The organism is Paenibacillus sp. NRS-1760 (assembly GCF_050467785.1).
Classification (GTDB): domain Bacteria; phylum Bacillota; class Bacilli; order Paenibacillales; family Paenibacillaceae; genus Pristimantibacillus.
This window is the reverse complement of sequence record NZ_JBITPK010000007.1, coordinates 633,618-658,806: the sequence shown is the minus strand read 5'-3', so window position 1 is coordinate 658,806 and position 25,189 is coordinate 633,618. Positions and strand designations below refer to the sequence as shown.

At 45.0% G+C, this 25,189-nt stretch carries 15 protein-coding genes; 11 read left to right on the top strand and 4 right to left on the bottom strand.

All coding sequences use genetic code 11. From position 1 onward, the window contains the following. Nucleotide 1: 1 nt before the first annotated feature. Nucleotides 2-1,588, top strand: coding sequence for an ABC transporter substrate-binding protein (locus ACIFSR_RS06900; RefSeq protein WP_339206114.1), 1,587 nt, complete (start codon nt 2-4; stop codon nt 1,586-1,588). 67 nt (nt 1,589-1,655) lie between these two features. On the opposite strand, the gene ACIFSR_RS06895 is transcribed toward ACIFSR_RS06900, so the two are convergent. Continuing rightward, nucleotides 1,656-2,915 (bottom strand): MFS transporter, encoded by a 1,260-nt coding sequence (locus ACIFSR_RS06895; protein ID WP_339206117.1) that lies wholly within the window; start codon nt 2,913-2,915, stop codon nt 1,656-1,658. A gap of 193 nt (nt 2,916-3,108) precedes the next feature. On the opposite strand from ACIFSR_RS06895, the gene ACIFSR_RS06890 reads away from it, so the two are divergent. Next, nucleotides 3,109-3,471 carry a DUF423 domain-containing protein gene (locus ACIFSR_RS06890; RefSeq protein ID WP_430056096.1) on the top strand — a complete coding sequence of 121 codons (363 nt, stop codon included), beginning with the start codon at nt 3,109-3,111 and terminating at the stop codon, nt 3,469-3,471. 117 nt (nt 3,472-3,588) lie between these two features. Here ACIFSR_RS06890 and ACIFSR_RS06885 read toward each other — a convergent pair whose 3' ends face one another. After that, entirely contained in the window at nt 3,589-4,239 is a 651-nt protein-coding gene (locus ACIFSR_RS06885) for a GDSL-type esterase/lipase family protein (protein WP_430056094.1), read from the bottom strand. 264 nt (nt 4,240-4,503) lie between these two features. On the opposite strand from ACIFSR_RS06885, the gene ACIFSR_RS06880 reads away from it, so the two are divergent. From ACIFSR_RS06880 to ACIFSR_RS06840, 9 genes are all read left to right on the top strand, one after another. Next, nucleotides 4,504-6,813 carry a helix-turn-helix domain-containing protein gene (locus ACIFSR_RS06880; RefSeq protein ID WP_430056091.1) on the top strand — a complete coding sequence of 770 codons (2,310 nt, stop codon included), beginning with the start codon at nt 4,504-4,506 and terminating at the stop codon, nt 6,811-6,813. Between the two features lie 319 nt (nt 6,814-7,132). Further along, complete coding sequence (locus tag ACIFSR_RS06875) at nt 7,133-8,122, top strand: ABC transporter permease (RefSeq protein WP_339206122.1); 990 nt, start codon at nt 7,133-7,135, stop codon at nt 8,120-8,122. Further along, the gene (locus ACIFSR_RS06870) at nt 8,122-9,003 is read left to right on the top strand and encodes a carbohydrate ABC transporter permease (RefSeq protein ID WP_430056088.1); all 882 of its coding nucleotides are present in this window, start codon (nt 8,122-8,124) and stop codon (nt 9,001-9,003) included. Before ACIFSR_RS06875 ends, ACIFSR_RS06870 begins: the two co-directional genes overlap by 1 nt. 54 nt (nt 9,004-9,057) lie before the next feature. Next, nucleotides 9,058-10,572, top strand: coding sequence for an extracellular solute-binding protein (locus ACIFSR_RS06865; RefSeq protein ID WP_430056085.1), 1,515 nt, complete (start codon nt 9,058-9,060; stop codon nt 10,570-10,572). Nucleotides 10,573-10,656: 84 nt separating this feature from the next. Continuing rightward, nucleotides 10,657-12,327, top strand: coding sequence for a DUF4091 domain-containing protein (locus ACIFSR_RS06860; protein WP_430056083.1), 1,671 nt, complete (start codon nt 10,657-10,659; stop codon nt 12,325-12,327). A 48-nt stretch (nt 12,328-12,375) separates the two neighbouring features. Next, nucleotides 12,376-14,139, top strand: coding sequence for a beta-galactosidase (locus ACIFSR_RS06855; RefSeq protein WP_430056080.1), 1,764 nt, complete (start codon nt 12,376-12,378; stop codon nt 14,137-14,139). A 56-nt stretch (nt 14,140-14,195) separates the two neighbouring features. Further along, complete coding sequence (locus ACIFSR_RS06850; RefSeq protein ID WP_430056078.1) at nt 14,196-19,484, top strand: polysaccharide lyase family 8 super-sandwich domain-containing protein; 5,289 nt, start codon at nt 14,196-14,198, stop codon at nt 19,482-19,484. 18 nt (nt 19,485-19,502) lie between these two features. Then, nucleotides 19,503-20,621, top strand: coding sequence for a glycoside hydrolase family 88 protein (locus tag ACIFSR_RS06845; RefSeq protein ID WP_430056075.1), 1,119 nt, complete (start codon nt 19,503-19,505; stop codon nt 20,619-20,621). A gap of 179 nt (nt 20,622-20,800) precedes the next feature. Beyond that, nucleotides 20,801-22,315 (top strand): CehA/McbA family metallohydrolase, encoded by a 1,515-nt coding sequence (locus ACIFSR_RS06840; protein WP_430056073.1) that lies wholly within the window; start codon nt 20,801-20,803, stop codon nt 22,313-22,315. A gap of 119 nt (nt 22,316-22,434) precedes the next feature. Here ACIFSR_RS06840 and ACIFSR_RS06835 read toward each other — a convergent pair whose 3' ends face one another. Together ACIFSR_RS06835 and ACIFSR_RS06830 are read right to left on the bottom strand one after the other, a co-directional pair. Next, nucleotides 22,435-24,345: a beta-N-acetylhexosaminidase gene (locus ACIFSR_RS06835; protein WP_339206134.1), complete on the bottom strand. Its 1,911-nt coding sequence runs from the start codon at nt 24,343-24,345 to the stop codon at nt 22,435-22,437. Nucleotides 24,346-24,474: 129 nt separating this feature from the next. Beyond that, a complete protein-coding gene (locus ACIFSR_RS06830) occupies nt 24,475-25,074 on the bottom strand; it encodes a TetR/AcrR family transcriptional regulator (protein ID WP_339209459.1) in 600 nt (199 codons plus the stop codon). Between the last annotated feature and the right edge of the window lie 115 nt (nt 25,075-25,189).

The following is a 25,189-nucleotide window of genomic DNA, read 5'->3' as shown; positions in this document are numbered from 1 at the left end:
CATGTTTAAGAAAAAATCGCTTTGGCTGGCATTTGTACTAACATTCGTTTTCATTTTAAGTGCATGCTCAGGCAACAGCAACAAAGAAGCCACATCTCCGAAACCAGCGAACGAAGGAACCGAGACCGCTACGGAACAGCCTGCTACTGAGCAGCCTGCCGCTGCAGAAGAGGGGATCGATACTTCCAAGGAAGTTAAGCTTAAAATGATTTTTGTAGGTCCGAAGCCGGTAGATTATGATACGGTGTTTGCTGAAATTAATAAGAAGCTGAAGGAAAAAATTAATGCGACAATTGATGGCGAATTTCTAGATTGGTCCGATTGGGCTCAAAAGTATCCATTGAAACTAGCAGCCAATGAAGAATTTGACTTAATTTATTCCGCGAACTGGGCTGGATATAATGATCAGGCGTTGAAGGGCGGATTTTTAGAGCTGACGGAAGAGATGTTGTCTAAATACATGCCGGAAACATGGGAAATCATGCCGAAATCCAACTGGGATCAAGCAAAGGTTGACGGCAAGCTATACATGGTACCACAGAACAGCGGAGAGTCCGTTGAGAAGCTCATCTTGTACCGTGAAGATTTGCGTGTGAAATATAATCTTCCTGCGATCGACAGTCCTGAAGCTTACGCGAATTACTTAAAGGCGGTTTCTGAAAATGAGAAGGGAATTGTACCCTTTACTCCAGAAACAGGGGATTGGAAGCTCCACAATTTAGATCGTATTTTGCTTAAGCAGCAAAGTGAGTGGAATATGCTTGATTTCGATCTTCCGATCGGATTTAAGCTGACAGATGAGACGGGCAAAATCTTTAATGTGTATGAAACAGAAGAGTTCAAGCAGCTGCTCTACTACTATAAGGATCTTGCAGATCATAATGCTTGGTCAAAAAACGTATTGAACAACAAAAACGATCACCAGCAGGATTTTAAAGAAGGCAAAACGGCTTCGATTACTCATAATATGGGTACGCTCGGTTCCTTGAAGGCGGCGATGGAAAGAGAAAACTCTCCATATAAAGCTGCACTTGCCGATATTACGCCTGCTAAGAAAAAGTCTCAAGCCGTTGCTACGCAAAATGGAACATCGGTTCATGCGACTTCGAAAAATCCAGAACGCGCACTGATGTTCATTAACTTGATGCAAAATGATAAAGAACTTCATAATCTCATGATGTACGGTATTGATGGCGTGAACTATGTAGCTGATGGCGACGATAAACTTAAGTCGACAGACAAGACTGCCAATTATACGGGCTTCTCCAACTGGAGCTTTAACTCGCCGCTCAATCGTACGGATGCAGCATTCCCAGAAGAGGCATCTGCCATGAGCAAAACATGGGAAGCAACGGTATATCATTACCCTCTTGAAACCTTTGTATTCGACAACAGCAAAGTGAAAACAGAAGTGGCTAATGTGAGCAACGTCATGCTTCGTTATGCGATTCCGCTCGAATACGGTGCGATTAAAGATGTAGATAAAGGCTTGGAAGATTTGCAGAAAAAAATCAAGGCCGCTGGAATCGATAAGATCATTGCAGAGGTACAAAGCCAAGTTGATGCATTCCTTGCAGCGCGGAAATAAGAAATTGAATTTTAAAAAAAGAAGCCGCCAGATCCCACTGGCGGCTTCTTTTATCATTTTGTTTTGGTTAATTTAACGTTACGGAACGTTTCTCGCGAAATAACATAAAAAATAGCATAGATGCCGTGACATAGAGTGCTCCAGTTATGCTGAACGTGATGGCGTATCCCCAGTAGTAGCCATAGGTAGCAATGAGATGAGAATGAATGGGTCCCATCGTAGCCCATCCAAGCATAAAAGCTGTCTGCATACAGGAGTTGGCTAGGCTTTGCTTTTTTGCAGAAACCCGGTCGATCAAAATAGCCGATTGCAGCGGATTGGCCGCATTCATAAGCGCTTGTCTGAATAGAAAGCTTATAGAAGCGACGAGTAACAGGTTCGTAAAACCTGTTAATAGCAGGAATGGCAGCGATAAGGTTTGAAAAATAACGATCGCTTTCACTTGTCCAACTCGATTGGCGAGCGACGGGCCAATGAGCATAGAGATAATGGTCATGACTTGACCTAATGAAAGCAATAAGCTCATCGCACTAAGTGATATCGAGAACCGATTGGTGAAATACAAATTCAAATAAGGAACAACAAGACCCGATCCGATACCAATCAAAAGCTGTATGGAGGCGAACTTCATAATAAATGACATTTCTTTATTAGGATGAGCTGTTTGGTTCGAAGCAGGCTGCTCGTTAGTTGCTTCAACACTTTCCTTCTGGCTGCGCGCAGATTCCCTAATGGCTTGCAAAGGTAGAAATGCTGCAATTGTCGCTATACTGCCTGCAAGTAAAACGATCTTGAAAGAGAGCAGCTTACTTAGTCCTGCCGCCTGCATAATATCTGCAATGACGCCTCCGCCAAGGCTGCCGCCGACCTGCGAGGCGAGTACAAATGCTGAAAAAATACTGAAAATGCGCAGTCGATCTGCTTTAGCTACGTTTGTGGCAAGAAAGGGAATGGCAAGCACCTGAAAGATGGCAGCAAATAAGCCGGTCAGAACGGCCATTGTAAGTAAGCTGCTTTCTGTTTCAAATAATGAGCGTCCAGCGAGTACCACACCGCTGCAAAGAGCGCCAATGACGAGTAATCGCTTGCGGCTGGCGCGATCGCCGAATAAGCCAATGGGAATGAAACATAACGCGGTTGCGAGTGATTGCATACTGACGATTTTTCCGCTCATGGCATCGGGGTAACCGAGCTCGTGAATGTACAAATTGTAGAGTACCGAGAACATGCCCGTACCGATTTGATATAACATGTTTGCTAGAAAAAATAAACGAATATTGCGGGACCAGCCCTGCCACTCTGTGGCGGTAGATTGAAAGAATTTCACGTAGATGCCTCCTGATGCTATACCAAACTACATTACTCCTCTGGCAACAGTAAATCAATCGGAAATTATTATGTAAGGAAAAATAAATAGAGTACTGTTGTCTAATAGGTAGAAACCTAGGAGAGCAATTCCCTCCCTCGATCAATCATGATATGCTAAATGTACGACTTGAAAGATGAGGTGGGAGTTTTCTATGCAAACATTTGTAATGCTCGGCAGTATTTTGATGGTGCTGGCGGTTGCTATTGGTGCGTTCGGCGCACACGCGCTGAAAAGTAAAATAACAGCGGATAAGCTAAAGGTATATGAGGTAGGCGTGCAGTACCATATTGCGCATGCACTAGGCTTGATATTAATTGGACTGCTGGTAGGACAGTATCCAGATGTTCAGCTTATCGTTACCGGAGGCTGGTTTTTGGTAGCGGGCATTATTTTGTTCTCGGGTAGCCTATATGTACTGAGTATTGCCAAAGCCCGGTTTCTTGGTCCAATTACACCGCTAGGCGGACTTTCATTTATGATTGGCTGGGTGCTTGTCGTTGTGGGTGTTCTTTAGGAGCAACTCTGACGAAATTGGATTTTGAATGAGTAAAGAGAGAATATAAAAAGAGTTAGGATCAAAAAAATGACACGAACCCATTAGAGGGAAGGTGTCATTTTTTTATTTCTAAAACTAATTGCGAGAAGCAAGATAGGGAATTAATCCGTTTGCGATCACTTGATGACCTCGATCATTGGGATGGATAGGCAGAGTACCGCTCAATGCATCTTCTAATCTGCCATTACGATAGCCATAGATTAGTGAGGCTTGTTTTCCTTCAAACCATCTATGAGCGGGAGCGATTTGTGCATGATAGCTTTGGGCAACCTCAATCGTCGTGTAATTTAATTGGTCGATAGCAGCAGCTGCTAGAGAACTATTCGGAAACGGATTATATTGCGTGCAGCAAATAATACGGGCGTCACTTACGCTTTTTATATGAGCGAGAATGGCTCGTAAATTTTGCCTGTAGGGAGTTAAGATCGGTTTTATAGCTATTTGCTGTTGGTTCTTAATCGAAGATAATGCAGCGTTTGCTAAATCTACCCCTCCAATCCAAACAGAAACAACATCGGATTTGCTTATAGCAGCGGAACCCTTCCAGATGACTGCGTTTAATAGATCATGACTGGTCCAGCCCGGACGAGCTAATACATATCCAGTTGCCCTGCGGGAACGGGAGCGTGAATTTAGAGCGGCAACGGCTAGTTGGGGATACGCTTTTGCGAGTGAGGAGGCATTCTCCCCATAGGTAATAGAATCTCCAAGAGCTGTATAGAGCATAACGATATCACCCACCCTATTCTTAATCATATAGACAATGCAAATAGGCTAGTAAAGGTTTGACATTGACAATCAACAGTCGTTTATTCTTCTATTTCACTAGTGCATCTCTATAGTTATAGTATTGCAATGCTATGCTGTTTGCGTGGACATTTGTTCAGCAGCATGCAAATTGGATAAATTCATTAATAATTATTGACTTCATTTCAAATGATTTGTACGCTGTGCTGAGGAGCAAAGTCTATCAACATAGGAGTCGACAGAATGAAGCTTATAGAGGGTAACCGAATAATTAATCGTAAAAGCTTTCTGAAGTATCCATCATTTTATCGCAAAATGATTGTTTTTACGTTATTATCATCAATCATTCCTATCATTATCCTTGGGATCACCAGCTATATTTTAACTTCCAAAACGGCTAAAGATAATGCCAGCCAAGACATTACCCAGGTCTTAAGCTACGCTTCAGAGACCATCGATAATGGGCTTGAAAGAGTAGAGAATAACTTAATTCAGCTGGAGCTGAGCTCGTTCTTCACTTCAGACTTGAAGGAAATGAAACGTACCAATTATTCTGGTTTTTATTCGAGTATCTATCAGAACATGTTGGCTTTTATGAACGGAAACCCACTTGTTAAGGATATTTCGCTATATACATTGGACGAGAATTACTTGATTTCGTCTACTTACGGTGGCAAGAAAATGGAGTCAGCAGTGGAACGGGAAAAGTATGAGAAGCTGCTGGAAAACAATCAGCAATTAGTTTGGCAGGCTGGTTATTCCCAAGGCGGTCAAGTGTACGATTCTGGTATTACCTTAACGAGTACAATTCCTTTACATACAAAAGATCCGATCGGTATTATTCAAGTCATTATTGATAATAAAGCGTTTGAATCTCTAACTAAAAAATTTTTGAAATACAAGAACCAGCATATGTTTGTAATCGATGAAGGTGGCCAGCTCGTATTCCATATGAATGGATCTGAAGTGCCTAAAGATTTGTTTGAGTTGATAACGGTGGCACATGAGGGCAAGCAAGAGTTTTTATATCAATGGCAGGGCCGAGAGTACTTAGTTACTTCTATGGTATCTCCAATCAAGAAGCTGCTGTTTGTGGATATGATTCCAACAGCGGAGCTTTACAGCAGCGCAAGGAAGATTGCGGGTATAACGATTGGCATCGTGCTTGTTGTTCTTGCTGCGGGAATTGCGCTCGCGATGATCGGCACGAAAAGGGTATATAGTCCGATTCGGAAGCTGGTCTCTCATATTAGTGATAATCAACAAGCGGATATGGGAACAGACGAATTTAATTATGTGCAGCAGCGGTGGAAGGAAATTAACAGTAAGGCGAGTCAGCTGGAAGGCCAAATCAATCAGCAGTTTCCACTTATTCGGGAGTTGTTTGCTTTAAGGCTATTGGAAGGGCAATTTAGTCATGAACGACGTGAACATTTGCATGAGCTTCTGCGCAGATATGCTATTCCAGAGAAACAATGCGCAGCTGTCTTTATTATTTCATATGATCACCTATCGGACGCAGGCAAGTTTCAAGAGTCGGATAAGGATTTAATTTTGTTTATTATAAAAAATATGACGACAGAATTGCTGGAGCAGCAGCAGCTAGAAGGCATGGTCATTAATGGATTAAATGATCAAGTAGTGGTTTGGTTGTGGACAGAAAATGAAAAAATGAATGCATGGTCAAACAATCTGAAGTCTGGCATTGAAAAAATACGACAGCAGATCACTCATTTTCTGCAATCTCCAGCAACGATTGGGTTAAGCCGTGCAGCCTCGCAGGTAGAGGAACTGCCCGATTTATATCGTGAAGCGCAGCTTGCTATTTATTCGCGGATGATTAATGGCGGCAATCAGATTATTGAGAGCAAAGGGCTTGCGGTTTCAATGATGTATCGTTATCCAGCAGAGATCGAGAACCATCTTATCGATTCATTACAGGTCGGTGATCTCGCTGAAACGAAGCGTTTGCTTGATGCTTTTTCCGATAAAGTGCAATCTGCTGTGCATAATCCCGAGCTTATTAGGATGTCGTATGATCAATTGTTGACTACGACTTTACGAACCGTATATTTAATGAACATGAGTCCAGAGCAGCTATTTGGAAGAACCGCTAGTGAGCTCAATTTTGATATGAGATCATGTGCAACGATTCATTCCATTAATGAGTGGCTGATAGATCGTATATTTGAACCGATTATGATGTCCGTGAGCGGCAAGCGGAATCAAGAGTATGAGCAGCTTATCGAAAAAGTTACAGACTACATTGCGGCAAATTATAATCTTGATATTTCTTTGGATCAGTGTGCACAGATTTGCAATCTAACTCCTCAATATTTAAGCAAGCTGTTTAAGCGAACGATGGACATCTCCTTTATTGAGTATCTCACACAAGTTCGTGTAGAGAAGGCTAAGGAGCTGCTGGAAGCAACAGATTTGATGGTGAATGAAATAGCAGAGCAGGTAGGCTACAACCCTAAAAATTTCATTCGTGTATTTAAGAAGCAGGTTGGATTGCCTCCGGGACAATATCGAGAAATGCATCGTAAGTAAATTGCCAAACAAAATTGAATAGGCTTATTTCAAAAAGGCTTTGCTAAGAGTGAGAGAATTGTAACCTCTCCATCTTGCAAGCTTTTTTTTGATTTTATGGGGTGCGAATTTATAATCTGGCAAGGGTTAAAGAGATTAATTAATGAGACTCGAAGCTTCCACAAACCCAGTAGCAGCAAGGGATTCTCAATTATTGCTCAGTTGTTCTGAGCGAATAAGAATTGGTCATTGCCCGGCGGAAGCTTCGGCTTGTAAGATGCAGACATGAAACCATATGAGCAGCCAAGTTTAAACAAAATTGTTGGAGGTGGTGAAACCCTTGCCGCAATCTAATCCTGAATTAGCGAACGCAAGTTTATCACAAGGACATGAACCTAAGTGGCAAAAAACGAGAGATTCAAAGTGGTCTCAATTTAAAGTCATTTTAGGCAGAGAAAAATATTTGTACGTTTTAGCACTTCCGGGTATTCTCTTCTTTCTTATTTTCAAGTACTTGCCCATATGGGGGCTGGCGTTAGCCTTTAAAAACTACTCCCCCTATTTAGGCTTTTGGCAAAGCGAGTGGGTCGGATTTAAATATTTTAATGAGTTTTTCTCGAATCCAGACTTCCTGCTTTTATTTAGAAATACGATGGCGATTAGTTTGCTGAACATCGTTTTCTTTTTCCCGATCCCCATCGTTCTCGCTATTCTCATTAATGAGGTTCACAATCGGGCTTTTAAGAAAACGATTCAAACGATTATTTATTTACCGCACTTTTTGTCTTGGGTCATTATTGCAGGGATTTGCTTTATAATCCTCGGACAAAGCGATGGTATTATTAACAAGATTATTGTCGAATTAGGCGGCAAGCCGATCGGTTTCTTGACGGAGCCGAATTACTTCTGGGGTTTGTTGACTGCACAGAGCATTTGGAAAGAAGCAGGCTGGGGCACAATTATTTTCCTCGCTGCCATTGCGGGCATTAATCAAGACTTGTATGAGGCGGCGCAAATTGATGGTGCAAACCGTTGGAAGCAAATTGTGAATGTTACGCTGCCATGCATAAAGAGCACAATTATTGTATTGCTCATTTTGCGGCTTGGACAAGTAATGGAGGTAGGGTTCGAACAAATTTACTTGATGATGAGTTCTCCCGTTTCACATGTGGCTGATGTATTTGATACGTATGTATACCGAACAGGCATTCAAAATGGTCGTTTCAGTTATGCGACGGTCGTGGGCATATTTAAATCGGTGGTTGGTCTTATCCTAGTCGTTACAGCCAATCGTTTAGCTAAAAAATTCGGTGAGGAGGGTCTTTACTAATGCATAAGTCCCTCGGTTATAAAGTGACAAACGGCATTATTTATACGGCGCTTGGTCTAATTGGACTCATCACGCTGCTGCCTTTCCTGTATGTCATTGTTGTTTCCTTTACAGATCCTTCGGAGTATTTGAGAAAGTCGTTAATTATAATTCCAGAGAAGTGGAGCCTTTCCTCCTATAAGTACATTTTATCGACTCCGATGTTTATGCGTTCATTAGGGGTCAGCGGCTTCTTGGCTGTTGTGGGTTCGGCAATCGGTATTATCGTTACAAGCGCTTTGGCTTATGCCTTGTCGCGGAGACGATTTTTCGGTAAAAAGTTTTTCCTCGTTGCGATTCTAATGACGATGCTGTTTAACCCGGGTATGATTCCGAACTTCCTTTTGGTTGAAAGCTTGGGGCTTATCGATACTGTGTGGTCGTTGATTTTGCCGGCTATTACGAGCGCTTGGTACGTATTTTTGATGAGAAATTTCTATCAGGAATTGCCGGAGGAGCTGGAGGAAGCAGCGAAGATTGATGGATGCAATGATATTGGGGTTTTCTTTCGAATTATGTTCCCTATCTCAATGCCAGCAGTCGCTGCGTTTGGGTTATTCTTTGCAGTAGGCTTCTGGAATACGTACTTCAACGGCGTATTGTACATTAACTCGGATGAACTTCGTCCGATGCAGGTTGTGCTGCAGATGATGCTGATTCAAGCTTCAACCAATATAGCTGACCCATCCGTAGCGGCAATGCTGCAGAGTGAGCAAATGCTCCCTCCAGAGACGATCAAGATGGCGGCAGTAGTCGTTGCGTCTCTGCCTATCATTATGGTTTATCCGTTCCTGCAGAAGTATTTTGTAAAAGGTATGCTGGTTGGTTCCGTAAAGGGTTAACGGACAAACGACCATTATATAGGGGTTTACTACAAATAAGGGAGGGTTTTAAAAATGAAAAAAAGAAACTTTGGCATGACGCTTTTGACACTCGTTCTTACGACAAGTTTAATTGGCTGTTCGAATGGTGGCGAAGCTAAATCGGCCGGCAATAAAGAGGGTAAACAAAAGCCGGTTGATATTAATATCGGCACGATGACTTATGGTGAATCTCCTAGCAGTGATCTCGAAAGTGTTCAGCAGCTCAATGAAAAACTAAATGTAAAGCTGAGCATCGATTTTTATCCGATTAATAGCTATAAAGAGAAGCTGAATGCTTTGCTTGCTTCCAAGAGCTTGCCTGATGTCATTCTTATCGAGGATATCAATGATCCTGCATTCTCAACCGCGATTGAGCAGGGTGCATTCTGGGATTTGACTCCGTTCTTGCAGGATTATCCGAACCTAGCAGGTTATCCGGAGAATGCCATTGAGAACATTAAGTTCAAGGGCAAATCCTACGGTATTCCGCGTGTTCGCCCATTGGATGGACATGAATCTCTCATTATTCGTCAAGATTGGCTTGATAAAGTGGGATTGAATGCACCAACGACGATGGATGAGCTCTACAAAGTGTTAGAAGCTTTTACAAAAAATGATCCAGACGGCAACGGCAAAAACGATACCTTTGGTATGGTGCAAGCGAGTGTCAGCCCTTATATGATGACGATGTTTGGCGCAGGCACAGCGTGGAAGGAAACGGCTGAAGGCGGTCTTGAGCCTTATTGGCTGACGGCTGAAGCAAGAGAAGCGCTTGAATTCTGGAGCAAGGCGTATGGCGATGGTCTTATTACGCCGGACTTGCCAGTAATGAAGCCAAGCCAAGTAAAAGAAATGATGATTCAAGGCAAAGCGGGCATCTCTTTCGGCAATATTAACGAAGCGTTTATTTTCGGACAAGAGCTGCAAAAAATTAAGCCTGAAGCAGAATTGAAGGCGTATGAAATTCCAGCTGCCAAAGACGGCAAAAAGTACAATGAACAAGCATATGGCTACTATGGATTATTCCTAGTCAGCAAAAAGGTTAGCGAAGACAAGCTGAAGAAAATTCTTGAGGTTTATAACGAAACGGCGACTGAAGAAGGCTACAATCTCGTTACCTATGGTATTAAAGACAAGGATTATACCGTATCGGAAGATGGTTCAATCGTTCAAACCGATGAAGGCAAGAAAAAAGCTTATGGTACAGCGACGACTGCACAATGGATTTCCGGTTATTTCAACAAATACCAACGTGCTGAAGGACCTGGCATGCCAGCAGAAGTTAGAGATTACAACCGCCAGCTGGTAGATACCATCTCAGCATCTTCAATTAAAAATCCTGCTGCAGGGCTGCCAACGACTGAAGTATGGATGGAAAAAGGCGGCGATTGGCAGAAGAAGTTTGTTGATATGTACACAAACGTTGTCATCCGCAAAGCAAGCATGGAGGACTGGGACAAGTTTATTGGCGGGCTTAAAGCCGACGCCAGCTTCCAGCAGCATCTGAAAGAAACAAGTGATTCTTACAAAGCGTTAGCAAGCAAGTAAGTAAATAAGCCCGGTAAGTTCGAATAGGTCAGTCGAGTTTACCGGGCTTATCTTTTTTATTAGATCATGTAGGGGGAATATGAAGTGGAAAAGTTAAATGGAGCTTTGCAGCTGGAAACGAGATGTATCAGTTCATTAATCAAAGTATTCGCCGATGAAGAACTGCTTACAGCTGCGGTAACTAGAGGCTCGGCACTGCTTGGTGAATCCTATTCGTTCCAGGTTGCATATCGGGCAGATGTACTTATGCGGCAGCTGCAGGTTCGGGTGGAGTCCGAGCTTGAGCAAGCATTGACCGTACGAACGGTAGAGCTGGTACCCGCCAATATGGTGAGCTATCACGATGCGGATGAATATGTGCTGAGAAGCACGCCCGGCTTGTATCCAGATGCGTTAATCCCATTTGATGCAAACCGCGGTTTAACCGGTTATCCAAGCCAATGGCGTTCTCTATGGATAACTGTCGAGGTTCCGATAGATGCGAAAGCAGGTTTATTTGATATTCGTATTTATCTCATCAATGATAGCGGCGAGCAAGTAGGCGAGGAAACATTTACGCTGGAGGTAATTGCGGCAGCACTGCCGGAGCAGTCGCTTATCCATACCGAATGGTTCCATGTTGACTGCTTGGCTACCTACTATAAGACGGACGTATTTAGCGAGTACCATTGGCATTTGATTGAGCAATACATCCAAACCGCTGTGAAACATGGAATGAATATGATTTTGACCCCTTTGTTTACCCCTCCGTTAGACACGGAAATTGGAGGAGACCGCCCAACCGTGCAGCTCGTTCAAGTTGAACGCGTGGGGGATGATTACAGATTTACTTTTGAAAAATTAAAGCGCTGGATTGCATTATGTGACCGCAGCGGCGTGAAATATTTTGAGTTCTCTCATCTCTTTACACAATGGGGTGCGAAGCATGCACCGAAGGTAGTCGCCACAGTTGATGGTCAGGAGAAGCAGCTGTTTGGCTGGGATACGGATTCCACGGATTCGGAGTACACCAAATTTCTTACGTTATTTTTGCACGAGTTAGTGTCATTTATAAAAGAAAACGGTTTAGAGAAGCGGGTTTATTTCCATCTGTCGGATGAGCCAAACCTTGCGGACATGGACACCTATCGAGCAGCGAGTGAGCTTATTGGACCGATTTTGGAAGGATTTCCGATCATTGATGCACTCTCAGAGTATGAATTTTATGAAAGTGGTCTAATTAAGCACCCCATTCCGGCTAGCAATGCGATTCAGCCGTTTCTTGAACACGGGGTAGAGGGATTATGGTCGTATTATTGCTGCGCCCAATACAAGCTTGTGTCTAATCGCTTTCTCCATATGCCGTCTTCGCGCAATCGTGTATTAGGCATGCAGCTGTACAAGCTGAAGCTTGCAGGTTTCTTGCATTGGGGCTACAACTTCTGGTATGCGCAGTTCTCGAAGTATCCGATTAATCCGTTTCAAGTGACGGATGCAGGGGGCGGTTTTCCAGCGGGGGATGCATTTCTCGTATATCCAGGTGCTGAAGGGCCGATTGAGTCAATCAGGCTGGAGGTGCTTGCAGAAGCACTGCAGGATCTGCGAGCGCTTGAGCTTCTAGAGCGGAGTACCTCACGGGAAGCGGTAATTGCTTTGCTCGAAGATGGCTTAGAGCAGGAACTATCCTTTGAAGCATATCCGCGTGAGACGGAATGGTATATCCGCAAGCGTGAGGAAATTAACCGTCTAATTGGCGAGCATGCAAATTCGAAGTAGATATGGCAAGTCAAATACATCAAGTTCATGAGCAGAGGAGTAAATGACATGGCATCATTCAGAGTGCAAGGTAATCAATTTCTTTATGAGGATAAACCGATAACGATTTTGTCGGGGGCGATTCATTATTTCCGTGTTATTCCGGGGTATTGGAAGGATCGATTGCTTAAGCTAAAAGCTTGCGGTTTTAATACAGTTGAAACGTATGTCGCATGGAATATGCACGAGCCGCAGGAGGGTAAGTTCTGTTTCACGGGAATGGCGGATATTGTAGCGTTTATCGAGATAGCAGCAGAGCTGGAATTGCATGTCATTGTACGTCCAAGTCCTTACATTTGTGCGGAGTGGGAGTTCGGTGGCATGCCAGCTTGGCTGCTTGCTGAGGATGGAATGCGCTTACGCTGCTATGATGAGTTATTTTTATCAAAAGTAGATGCTTATTATGATGTGCTGCTGCCGATGCTAAAGCCTTTGTTATGTACAAACGGCGGTCCAATTATTGCAATGCAAATTGAGAATGAGTACGGCAGCTATGGCAATGATTTAAAATATCTTGAGCATATCAAGGAAAGCATGATTTCGCGCGGAATGGACGTTCTGCTGTTTACCTCAGATGGCCCGGAAGATTTTATGCTGCAGGGCGGGATGATTCCGGGTATTCTTGAAACCGTAAACTTTGGTTCGAGAACAGAGGAAGCTTTTGACAGCTTAAAGCAAGTCCAGCCGGACAAGCCGCTCATGTGCATGGAGTATTGGAATGGTTGGTTCGATCACTGGAACAAGCCGCATCATACGCGGGATGCACAGGAAGCGGTGCAAGTATTCGAGGATATGCTGAATGCTGGAGGATCGGTCAACTTCTATATGTTTCATGGAGGTACGAATTTCGGGTTCTATAATGGAGCCAACAATCACGGGAAATATGAGCCGACGGTAACGAGCTACGACTATGATAGTCCACTAACGGAGTGGGGGGATATTACGGAGAAATACGTCCTGTTAAGAGAGCTAATTGCAAAACATTTTGGCACGGCGTTGATGCCGCTTCCGGAGCCTGTTCGTAAAATGGGTTATGGCCATGTTCAAATGAAGCCGATTGCGCCGTTGTTCGATGTGCTGCCGCTGCTGTCGACACCCGTGCAGCGCACTTGCCCTGAACCGATGGAGAAGCTCGGACAGGATTATGGATTTATTTTATATACAACAAAGGTTTCGGGTCCAAGACTCAATGGTTCACTTGTTTTGCAGGAGGTTCACGATCGCGCGCTGGTATTTTTAGATGGTGAGTATAAGGGAGTTATCGAACGCTGGGACCCACAGCCAATTGAATTCGATGTGCCGGAGGGCGGGGCAGAGCTTCGTATTCTAGTCGAGAATATGGGCAGAACCAACTATGGACCTTATTTGCGAGATTATAAAGGGATTACTGAAGGGGTGAGACTGGGCTTCCAATTTCTATTTGATTGGACGATTCATTCGCTGCCGCTTCATAATATTGCTCTTCTTGAGCAAGCGCCTGTTATTGAAGGGCGAGTACAGGACATAAACGGACCAACCTTCTACCAAGGCTCCTTCCACATCGAGCAGGAGTCGGATATTGCAGATACCTTCCTAGCACTTGAGGGCTGGGCCAAGGGAATTGTATTTGTAAATGGTTTCAACCTCGGACGTTACTGGGAAGCAGGGCCGCAGAAGACGCTTTATGTTCCAGGTCCGCTGCTTCGTACCGGTGCAAATGAAATTGTAGTGTTCGAATTGCATGGAGCGAAGACGCTGCAAGTGACGCTTCAAGATACACCTGATTTGGGGTAGTGCAAAGTATTGCAAAGTAATACCATCATGAACTGGAGATAGGAGAGGGTTCATTCATGAATATCAGGAAGAGGTTCATTTCAATTGTAGTGGTATGCTGTATGGCATTTCAGCTTGTGTTTGCGGGGCTGCCTATGCTTGGCGGTCAAGCGAATGCAAGTGCGAATACAATGGTCAATTTGATTGCTAATGGCGGCTTTGAAGAAGGCAGCTTAATTTCGGATAAAGGTTGGCAGGATGGAGGAAGACCAGCGGGCTGGGGCGTATGGCGCGCAATGGAAGGCAATCAGAATGTATCCGTTACGGAGGCTGTCTATCACACAGGAACACGATCGGTGCAAGTAAAGCACGATAAGCTTGCTAGAACAGACATCGTTCCTGATCCGCTCGTTCCGATTACACCAGGGCAGACCTATAAGCTGCAGGCTTGGATAAAGACGGATCAAGTGCTGCCGGAAAATGTGAGTAAAGGCGTATATATTCGTACACAGTATTGCGGTGCTGATGGGAAAAAGATTGAAGACGGTCCTTATCTTCCTTATGTAAGAGGGACAACGGATTGGACACCTTATGAACTGCTGCTGCAGGTTCCAGACAAGCCGCAAATTGCGAGCTTTAAGGTTGAAATATTTTTTGAGACGGGTACAGGAACGCTTTGGATTGACGATGTAACGCTCTCTCCATTCAAAGATATTACGTCCATCGAGCTTAATCCAAAAAACGTGAACATGGATAAGGAGCAAAAAGTCCAGCTGATTCCTACTGTGGCACCTGCGAATGCACCGATGGATGACCTGATTTGGAGCTCATCCAATTCGCTAGTAGCAACGGTTAAAAACGGTGAAGTAACGGCTCATGATTACGGTACGGCGGTGATTACTGCTGCGACGAGCGATCGTAGAGTATCCGCACAAAGCTTCGTTACGGTAGAATCGGAAGCGCAGAAAAAAGCGTATGAAACGCTTCGCAAAAAATGGGCGGCAAAGCTGGTTGGCGGAGAAGGGATCGATATGAATGATCCTGAGCTTGCTGCAAATGTTAAAGCGTTAGTAAACCGAATGACGAATAAAGAAGGTACCGGAAGATGGGACAAACTGAATAAAGCTGCTGATGCGGATGCATTATGGGAAGACGTCATCAGCAAAACTCAAAATGATTCGTGGCGAATTTCCTGGGCGTACGGCATTATTCGAGATCTCTCGTTGGCTTATTCAATGAAAGGCTCCTCTCTTTTTCAAAATGAAGACTTAAAAAACGATATTATTCAGGCGATGGAATGGATGCTGAAGTATCAATACAATTCCAGCAAGAAGATTACAGGAAACTGGTGGGATTGGGAGATCGGAACACCGCAGGAAATTATGAATATCCTGTCGCTCATGTATGATGCAATGCCGCCAGATTTGATTGCGAAATATATTGAAGCGATTGATAAGTTCGTACCCGACCCCAAAAAACGTGTAGCGAACTCAGCGACGATTGAGACAGGAGCAAACCTGCTTGATAAAGCACTCGTTGTGACGCTGCGTGGCATTGTAGGTCAACATGCCGCTAAAGTCATGCAGGGACGCGATTCGATTGCGAATGAGTTCTTGTATGTGAAGAAGGGGGATGGACTTTATGAGGATGGTTCCCTCGTTCAACATACAAGCATCGCGTATACCGGCGGTTATGGTGCGGTATTGCTCGGACGTATGGCTGATTTATTTTATATTTTTGCAGATTCGGAGTGGGCGATTTCAGACCCGAGTGCAAGCAATGTTTATAACTGGGTAAAAGATTCTTTTGAACCGCTTTTATATAAAGGTGCGATTCTGGACTCGGTGAAAGGCCGCAGCATTTCTCGTGCTGCCGATTCTGATCATATTACAGGGCGCTCCATTATAATGACGCTTCTGCGACTGGCTCAGTCTGCCCCGCCAGCCATAGCGGAGGAAACCAAAAGTATGGTGAAGGAATGGGTACGTTCTGACACGACATTCGAAAATTATTACGAAGGATTGCCATTATATGAACTTCACTTATTAAAGCAATTAATGCAGGATGACAGCGTTGCTCCTCGTGGCGAGCTTGTGCATACGCAAATGTTCGCAGGTATGGATCGTGCGGTTCAGCTTCGTCCTGACTTCGGTCTTTCTATCAGTATGTTCTCGGATCGCATTGCAGCGTTTGAATATGGCAATGGCGAGAATAAGAAGGGCTGGTACACCGGAATCGGAATGACAAATGTGTACAATAGCGACTTGAAGCAGTTTAGTGATCATTATTGGCCAACGATTGATAGCTATAGGCTGCCCGGAACAACAACGGATCGTTCTTACAGAGAGCCCGCAGAATGGGGCAATTATATGAATGGCAAGGACTGGGTTGGCGGCTCGGTGATCGATGATTACTATGGAGCTGTTGGTATGGAATTCTCGCTTGCAGGCAGTACAGGGAGCTCCTTGCAAGGAAAAAAATCATGGTTTTTGTTTGATGATGAAATGGTTGCAATAGGCTCAGATATTGTTAACAACACGGCGAACATGACTGAAACGATCGTTGAGAATCGTCAGCTAACCGAAGCGGGTACCAATAAGCTTATTGTGAACGGTCATGAAATGCCAACAAGCTTAGGCTGGAAGGAGCAAATGACGGATGTAAAATGGGCTCATATGGAGGGCAATGCTGTCGGTTCTGATATCGGATACGTATTCCCTTCGGGAGAAAAAGTGACAGGCAAACGTGAAGCGCGCGAGGGAGCATGGAGCGAAATTAATAAGGGTGGCCCAGCGGATGTAGTGAAGCGCAATTATTTAAGCCTTGCCATTGAGCATGGCATATTGCCGACAGATGGGACTTATGAATATGTGCTGCTTCCAGGCAAGACGCCGGAGCAAACTGCTGCATATGAAGTGAATCCCGACATTCTAGTACTGGCTAAAACGGAGAAGGTTCATGCTGTAAAAGAAACGAAGCAGCAGGTTACAGGTTTGAATTTCTGGGAGGCGTCTGCTTTCCAGTATGTGAAGACCGATAAACCTATTTCCATGATGATGAAGGAGAAAGGCAGTGAGCTTACCCTTGCGATTGCTGAGCCTACACAGAAGCAGGGCATGGTAACGGTTGACCTCGGTAAAATAGGATTGCAGATCATTGCACAAGATCCAAGCATTCAGGTCGTACAAACTTTCCCGTATACTCGCTTGGCAATCCATACGCAAGGATCAGCAGGAAAAGTCCATACGATTACGTTGAAGGTTGATCCGAGCCAAACAATCGATATGGAAGCCATGCAGCCGGAAGAAGGTAAAACTTTTAAAGTTCCGGTGATGGAGGATACCTTCGTCCGTAGTGGAGCAAATCATGCCAATGTGAATAATGGCTCCAAAGATTATGTTGAAGTGCGTGAATATGGCGAGGGATATACACAACGATCCTTTATGAAGTTTGACCTTAGCAGCATCTCTGGTGATATGGAGTCTGTAAAGCTGAAGGTCTACGGAAAAATAAATGATGGCGATGCCAAATACGATTCTAATTTGATCGGTATTCACCGCGTTGAGGACGATTCTTGGAAAGAGACCGAGATGGTGTGGGGCAATCAACCGGCTTATGGTGATGCCATCTCCACAATTGCTTTCCAAAAGGTTGATAAATGGCGTGAATACGAGCTGGTAGACACCGTAAAAGCGGAATTGCTGCGTGATCAGCGTTTAAGTTTAGCATTGATCGAGCAGCCAGGCGTGAAAGGCTTGAATACACAGATCAAGAGTAAAGAAAACGCTGCGTTTGCGCCATATTTGGAAGTGAAGATGAAGGCATCTGAGGGGGCAAAGGTGACGGAAATTACCGTCACACCACCAGAAGCAACGCTAAAGCAGGGTAAGCAAGTGAAGCTTGAAGCGGCTGTGAAACCAGATCATGCCAAAAACAAACAAATCGTTTGGACGATGAGCGATGAGCATCGTGCCCTAGCAACGCTGCAAGTTAATAATGGACAAGCCGTTGTTACAGGCGTGCTGCCCGGCAAGGTGGAGATTATTGCAGCTTCTGTCGATGGAGGGTATCAAGCGACAGCGACTATTGTAATTGAGGCGGCGGAAGTGAAACCAGATCCGGAGCCAACGCCAAAGCCTGATCCGACACCAACACCAACACCGACTCCTGATTCAACGCCGAGCCCGGCACATGGAGGTTCAGGTTCAAATGAGATAACGATAAAAGAACGGGTTCAAGTCATACTTGGCGGCGAATTAAAAATGGTCAGTACAGACGAGCAATTGGCGGCTGGGCAGATTTTAATTTTAATACCAAATGGAGCCCAAAGCGTTCAGCTCTCATACGCTGCCATTTCGAAGCTGCTGGAGTGGAACCGCGAAGCTATGCTAATTTTGAGCGGGCCCAATATGTTTATTACTCTTCCACTAAAGCAGATGGATAATGTTGAAGTGGCCAATGGCTTGCGAATCGGAATGAAGCCTATTGCTGAAGACGCAGTTACAACGATTACAGACCATGCCAAAAAATTAGGTGCTTCACTCGTTCATATCGCTGACCAAGTTGTAGTGGAGGCGGGCTCCTTGCAGCGAATGTACGGCAGCTTGATTAATGCTGAAAAGCTAGAAATGAAATGGACGATAGAAACGAAAGCAAATCCGGCTCATTTGGCGGGGCTGCGTTATGACAAGGAGCGCAAAGCGCTTGTTCCAGTTCCAATGAAGCTAAAAGCGGCTGGGAGCGGTGTAGAAGCAACCTTTGACGGCCTGCCAGGAGAAACCTACCTGTTGGTTGAAGCAAACAAGACATTTGCCGATCTTGGGAAGCACTGGGTCAAGGATGATGCACAATACTTGGCCTCTAAGTTTATTATGCAAGGAAGAAATGCAGATACCTTCGCACCTCAGGCGGAAATTACTCGCGCAGAGATGGCTGCTATAATCGCTCGTATGCTGGATCTTGGTGTGAAAGGCTCAAATCTAACGTACACCGATGCAAGCGACATGCAGGGCAGTTGGTACGAGAATGATATTATTCGAGTGCATGAGGCTGGATTGATGAACGGTTATGCAGACGGCTCGTTTAAGCCAGAGCAAACCATTACGCGCCAAGAATTGGCGGTGCTGATTGCTCGCGTCATGAGTAAGATTCAACCAGACTGGATGACCGGGGCAGATACTGCTCAACTTCATATTTTTACGGATTCCCAAAAAATTGCACCATGGAGTGTAAAGGAAGCAGCAGCAGCGGTAAATAATAGACTGCTGCAAGGGGACAAGCAGCAAAGATTTAACCCTGCGGCTTTAGCAACTCGTGCGGAAGCAGCCGCTATCGTGAAGAGAATGCTGGATCAGATAAATCGGTAGCTGAGAGGATGGAAGGACATGTGGAAATCGGCAATTGAAGATGCAATGGAGAAGACGAGAAAGAACATCCAGCGTTTTGGGGTTCGCTTCCCGCATGTCAGTGTCAACGACAAGTATGAACTCAATGACAATGAAGATTGGACAAACGGATTTTGGAGTGGAATGCTGTGGTTATGCTACGAATATTCCGGAGATGAAGCTTACCGTGATGCTGCTCGGCTCACGGTAAAGAGCTTCAAGCATCGTATGGAAGAGCATATTGTGCTTGATCATCATGACATCGGTTTCTTATACACCTTATCCTCGAAAGCACAGTGGATTTTGGAGCGGGATGAGGAAGCAAGAGAGCTGACATTACAGGCGGCAGATGTGCTTTTGCGCCGCTTTAGAGAAAAAGGGCAATACATTCAAGCTTGGGGACTGGCTGGAGACGAGAAGCATGGCGGGCGCATGATTATTGATTGCCTCTTAAATCTTCCATTGTTATTCTGGGCTTATCAACAAACGGGCGATGAGCGTTATTATAAGGTTGCCATTAAGCAGGCAGATCAAAGCCGCCGCTACCTTGTGCGAGGTGACGACAGCTCCTATCATACCTTCGTTTTTAATGAAGAAACCGGTGAGGCGCTAGGCGGCGCAACACATCAAGGGTACACCAACGGATCGACATGGGCTCGCGGCCAAGCATGGGGTATTTATGGCTTTGCACTTGCCTATCGCTACACCGGAAACAAGGCGTATTTGGATACAGCGAAACGGATGGCAGCCTATTTCCTTTCAAAGCTGCCAGAGGATGATGTAGCTTACTGGGACTTTGATGTTCAGGTCGAGGAAGGGACGTACCGTGACAGCTCTGCTTCTGCGATTACAGCCGCGGGCTTGCTAGAATTAATGAGCCATCTGGACGATAACGATCCAGATCGCACTGAATTTGAACGGAAGCTGAATTTGTCGATGACCTCACTTGTTCGTCATTACTCCACGATGGGAGAAGAGGCAGAGGGATTATTAAAGCATGGCTCTTATTATGTAAGAGGCAATACAGCGCCGGATGATTTTATGATCTGGGGAGACTACTTTTACCTTGAGGCACTTATGCGGATGGAAAAAGGAATAAAAGGTTACTGGTACGAGTAAATGGAGTAAGAGAGCAGGCTTTATTTTAACCGTCTTTGGTACGCTGCTCGGTAGTATAGTCCTGAAAGAGCAGCAGGGGAAAATGCGGATTGTGATGTCGATCGCAATTACCACAGGAATTATTATAATAGGCACGCTTGGATAGTTACAGAATTATAGGATATGGAAGGTGAATAACCATGAATAAAGGACAAATTTCCGTTAAGCTGGAGCAAAATAACAGCTATTTTCCGATTGCGGTTGAAGAAGAGTACGACTGGCTTGCGATTCGCTTTACGTATGAGAAGGAAAATTCATGGGGAAGATTGCATTTATTCGATGCAGAGAACAATATTCGCTTCTGCTTCCTAGATGGTGGAAATGAGCGGCTGATCGTCGTTCATAAGCAGGTAGAATTTACGAGTCCCATAGCGATGCCCGGTCCCATTGTTCAAGGCACATGGACGCTTGAGGTTTCAAATGAACAGGGCAGAATGTTCGAAGCAGAATGGGAGCTTGGATATGGCTCTCTGCCGGCAGAATATGAATCGACACAGATGCAGGGCGAGCGTGAATATTGGAGCACTGGCAATTTGAATGCTGGCGTCACGATGGACAACTACGACTGGGCGAAGGTGTGGAAGACGGGGGGCCGCTACTACAAAGGTGATTTCCACACACATACAATATTGTCTGATGGCAAAATGACGCAGCTTATGAACCGTGAGCAAGCGGTGAAGCAGGATCTGGATTTCTTTGTAGCGACAGATCACAATGTATTGTCTACATCATGGGCGAAAGGAGATGCACTTGTCATTCCCGGCGTGGAGGTCACAGCTGGTGACGGGCACTGGAATGCACTTGGTCTAAGGAAATGGATCGACTGGAGAGCGACTGCACAAGACGGTGGCTTGACGACGCAGCGGGGAATGGACCGATTGATGAAGGAAGCAGCGGAGCTTGGAGCGGTCTGCTCCATAAATCATCCAATGCTGGCACCTTGGGCATGGTTATATGGGGAGACGCAGCTAAAGCGATTACACGCCATGGAAATATGGAATGATCCGACCTTTTCTCCAAACACTGCAGCTACCGAGAAGGCATTGCAGCTATGGACGGCAAGCTGGAATGAAGGTTATCGTATTACGGGAATTGGCGGTTCTGACTCTCACATGCTGCCTACAGATAAATATGAAGATAGCCCCATTCCTTCTTTAATTGGCGACCCTTCCACGTATGTATGGTGTGATGATTTGAGTGCAGACAACGTATTAGAAGGCGTGAAAAATGGGCATGTTTATGTGTCGCGCGGACCCGTGCTTGAAGCGTCGATTCAAGTCAGCGGCCACGATTACCGATTTGGCTGTGATTTGTCTGATGCGTTTAGTTCGGGGAAAAGCGAGGCTGCATCCCATGAAGTGAACTGCACATTAAGTGTAGCGAGTGATGTGTTCGCTCGAGTAACCTTCATTCACAACGGTATTGCTGAATCAGTGAAGGAAGTTACTGCGGCGGATGCGGAAGAAACGCCAGCGGCGCTGGAATGGAATATACCTTGGGAAGAAGGCGCGTATAACTGGTATCGCTTTGATATTCGCGATGAAGCGGGAATGCTGCTCGCCTTTACGAACCCATTCTATTACGGTTCTAAGGAGCCGCAGATTACAACTTACAATGAGCTCTTGGCAAGCGCTAATCTGACACAAGAGGATTAGGGCAGGCTTTCGTATACGCTGGAGCTTATACATTTCATAATAAACAAGCCCGTGACGGCGATGTTTGTGTAGTCATCATCCGTTCACGGGCTTTTAGTCTAATTATTCATTCAGTTCACTTAAAAAGGGTTCAAGACATGGAAGAAGACATTTGGCGATGCCATCCGATAATAATAGCTGCACCAGCCTACTCCTTTGTGGTTGAAGCGGTTTACTGTGCTGTACACCAACCGTTCCTGTTCAAGCTCTTCGATCCTCGCAATTCGTCCCTCCACATAGTCCATAATCCTAACGGACGCAGTATCCAAGCGACTAATAACTCCGCCATAACGAATGTCGATGACTTCCCAACCAAATGGTTTGAACATGCGCAGCCACTGCGAGCGATGTGCTATTCGAAGCTCACGTACTGCCTCTGCAATAGCTGTCAGCTCATTCATGGCTAGGTGCCTCAGTTTATCATCATCCTTTGAATCATAGGCTTGCTTAAGCGTAATCCCGATTTCGCTCTTTAGCTTCAATACGGTGCACAGCTTCTCAGGCATCTCGAATAAATAATCAAGCGCAGCATTCTTATCGCGTTTATTATGAATTTGCAGCTCTAAGTTGGCATAGTGACTGTCCAGATCCAGCCCTTCAATTTGCTTGTCGAACATCCCGAGCAGCACATCTTGGTATAGTAGAAACTTCGAAGGGTTGCTTTGCTTGCTGTTGTTTGGCTCCGACCCTGGAATTTCGTCGAGATCCTTCAACTGCATGAAAGCTTCTGCTTCTATTCCAGTACAAAACTTAACCCGTTCCGCCAGCTGTTCTTGCGTTGGTTTTTGTTCGGAGTAAGCATGCTCCGCATAAAGCTGCAGACCAAGCAACGCTGCGAAAGGATTTCCCTCATTGCCGTCGTCGCCCCACATGGTTGCATATACTTCGCGGATGCCTTGCTGTTTGCATACTTGCAACGCAACATCTGAAGCGTTCAGCGATAAGCCGTAATTCACGCCGAATGTGTTGAAAATCCAAACGGCTCCTGCGAATACTAAATTACAGCCGAGCGGCCGATGATTAGCGATAACCCTCTCGTAATCCTCAGCTTCCAAATGTACATAATCCCAATACACCATATCGACATCTTTGGGAATGCGGCTTGCCATCTCCTCAGGAATGGAGGTATCTTTATCGTAATATTCATCGCCATTCCCGGAAGCGAGCTTGAGGAACATATCACTCCACATCATCGGTTTCAAACCGCGGCTGCGAGCGACCTCGAGTACTTTCTCCAAATGTGAAGTCATAATATTAAAGCGGCTTTCGTAGCCATTCAAGTCCAAATATTTGCCGCGGCCAAGTTCCTCTGCTTCGTCCATTCCGATATGAAGCTTGCGGCTGCGGAACGGCGAGCTGGCAGCATCAATCATTTTTTCGATTAGCTTATCTGTCCGTTCGTCACCGACGAGCAAGGCGCCTTTCGTATCGCGGTAATGCTTGATCGGCTCCCATTTTAGAAATTCCTCCAGATGCGCGAGTGTTTGTATGCTTGGGAAGGCTTCGATGCCGAATAGGTCGGCATAATCGTCAATTTCCTTCAGCTCCGCTTGCGTATAGCGGCCCCGCATGTAACCAAAATACGGTTCGCCTTCAATTTCGTATGTATCCTCCATGTACAGCATGACCGTGCTCATTCCCATTAAAGCCATCTTATTCAGCATGGATTTAAAGCCGTCTAAAGTAAGCACCGCGTTGCGGGAAAGATCAAACATAGGTCCAATTTGATCGAACTGCTGCTTCTCACGAATATGGAATGTGCTGCTCTTGCGGCTATGTTGAATGAGCAAGCCAAGTCCGCGGAAAAATTGATGTTTTTGTCCATAACGAATATAAGCCTTGTCCTGTTCAAGGCCAACTTCCAGTTCACCTTCGGATGCTTCGATGTGAACGGGCAGCCCGTCCTCTTGCAAGTCAATTCCCAGCTCCTTTATGAGCAGCTTTACACCAGGCATTAGCTCCGCATAATGCCCCTCGAAACGTAACTTCATATGATCTTCCTCCAGCATTTCGGATTTTGTGAAGATGATAACCACAAATAATTTAATGCTATTCCAACCATTTGATGAAAGCAATAAGGACTTCATTCGCACATTTGAGGTGCATCACGCTTTTATATGTTATGAACGATCTTTTAGAAGCAAGCCGTTTAACACGAGGGAAAGACTCTGCAAAGCCTTACTCAAGCCGTCCTCGGCGTTTTCGGCGTTTGCCAGCCAAAAAGCAGTATTAATTAGCGCTCCATTTAATAACCGCGCTAAAGCTTCGTGATCTGTCGTCTTTATAACTTGATCTATCATTAAACGATGAAGCATATCAGCCATCGTTGCGAGACATTGGGACTGAGATGATTGCGAATAAGCATTTCCGAGAGCAGAGGGTGCATCTCTAAGTACGATTCGCTGAATTTCCGGTTCAAGCGCCATGGCAAGATATGCGTGGCATCGACCAACGAACCCTTCCCAATTTCCTTCGGCTGTATCTGAAATTTCGGCTAATCTGCTATCCATTTCAGCATCTATTTCGTTGACAACTGCTTCTAATAACCCTTTTTTGTCGCCAAAATGATGATATAACGCACCGCGCGTTAACCCCGCGGAAGCTGTAAGCTCATCCATCGATGTGTTTGCATACCCAATCGTGCCAAATGCTTCTCTAGCGGCACTCACTAGTTTGATTCGTGTTTCTGCAATCATTTCTGATCTCGTTTTGCGAACCATGTTTCCTCCTGCTTGCATTCTTTTTTTAATCATTGACATACGCGCCGTATGTATTTATATTATTCACATACACGGCGTATGTCAATTCATATTTCGACGCCCAAATCAAACAGAG

Bases quoted from the DNA above. Each gene is read 5' to 3' on its own strand.
- ACIFSR_RS06850 (WP_430056078.1), top strand. From the start codon at position 14,196: ATGAATATCAGGAAGAGGTTCATTTCAATTGTAGTGGTATGCTGTATG.
- ACIFSR_RS06855 (WP_430056080.1), top strand. From the start codon at position 12,376: ATGGCATCATTCAGAGTGCAAGGTAATCAATTTCTTTATGAGGATAAA.
- ACIFSR_RS06885 (WP_430056094.1), bottom strand. From the start codon at position 4,239: ATGCTCTATACAGCTCTTGGAGATTCTATTACCTATGGGGAGAATGCC.
- ACIFSR_RS06890 (WP_430056096.1), top strand. From the start codon at position 3,109: ATGCAAACATTTGTAATGCTCGGCAGTATTTTGATGGTGCTGGCGGTT.
- ACIFSR_RS06845 (WP_430056075.1), top strand. From the start codon at position 19,503: ATGTGGAAATCGGCAATTGAAGATGCAATGGAGAAGACGAGAAAGAAC.
- ACIFSR_RS06840 (WP_430056073.1), top strand. From the start codon at position 20,801: ATGAATAAAGGACAAATTTCCGTTAAGCTGGAGCAAAATAACAGCTAT.
- ACIFSR_RS06880 (WP_430056091.1), top strand. From the start codon at position 4,504: ATGAAGCTTATAGAGGGTAACCGAATAATTAATCGTAAAAGCTTTCTG.
- ACIFSR_RS06865 (WP_430056085.1), top strand. From the start codon at position 9,058: ATGAAAAAAAGAAACTTTGGCATGACGCTTTTGACACTCGTTCTTACG.
- ACIFSR_RS06900 (WP_339206114.1), top strand. From the start codon at position 2: ATGTTTAAGAAAAAATCGCTTTGGCTGGCATTTGTACTAACATTCGTT.
- ACIFSR_RS06870 (WP_430056088.1), top strand. From the start codon at position 8,122: ATGCATAAGTCCCTCGGTTATAAAGTGACAAACGGCATTATTTATACG.
- ACIFSR_RS06835 (WP_339206134.1), bottom strand. From the start codon at position 24,345: ATGAAGTTACGTTTCGAGGGGCATTATGCGGAGCTAATGCCTGGTGTA.
- ACIFSR_RS06830 (WP_339209459.1), bottom strand. From the start codon at position 25,074: ATGGTTCGCAAAACGAGATCAGAAATGATTGCAGAAACACGAATCAAA.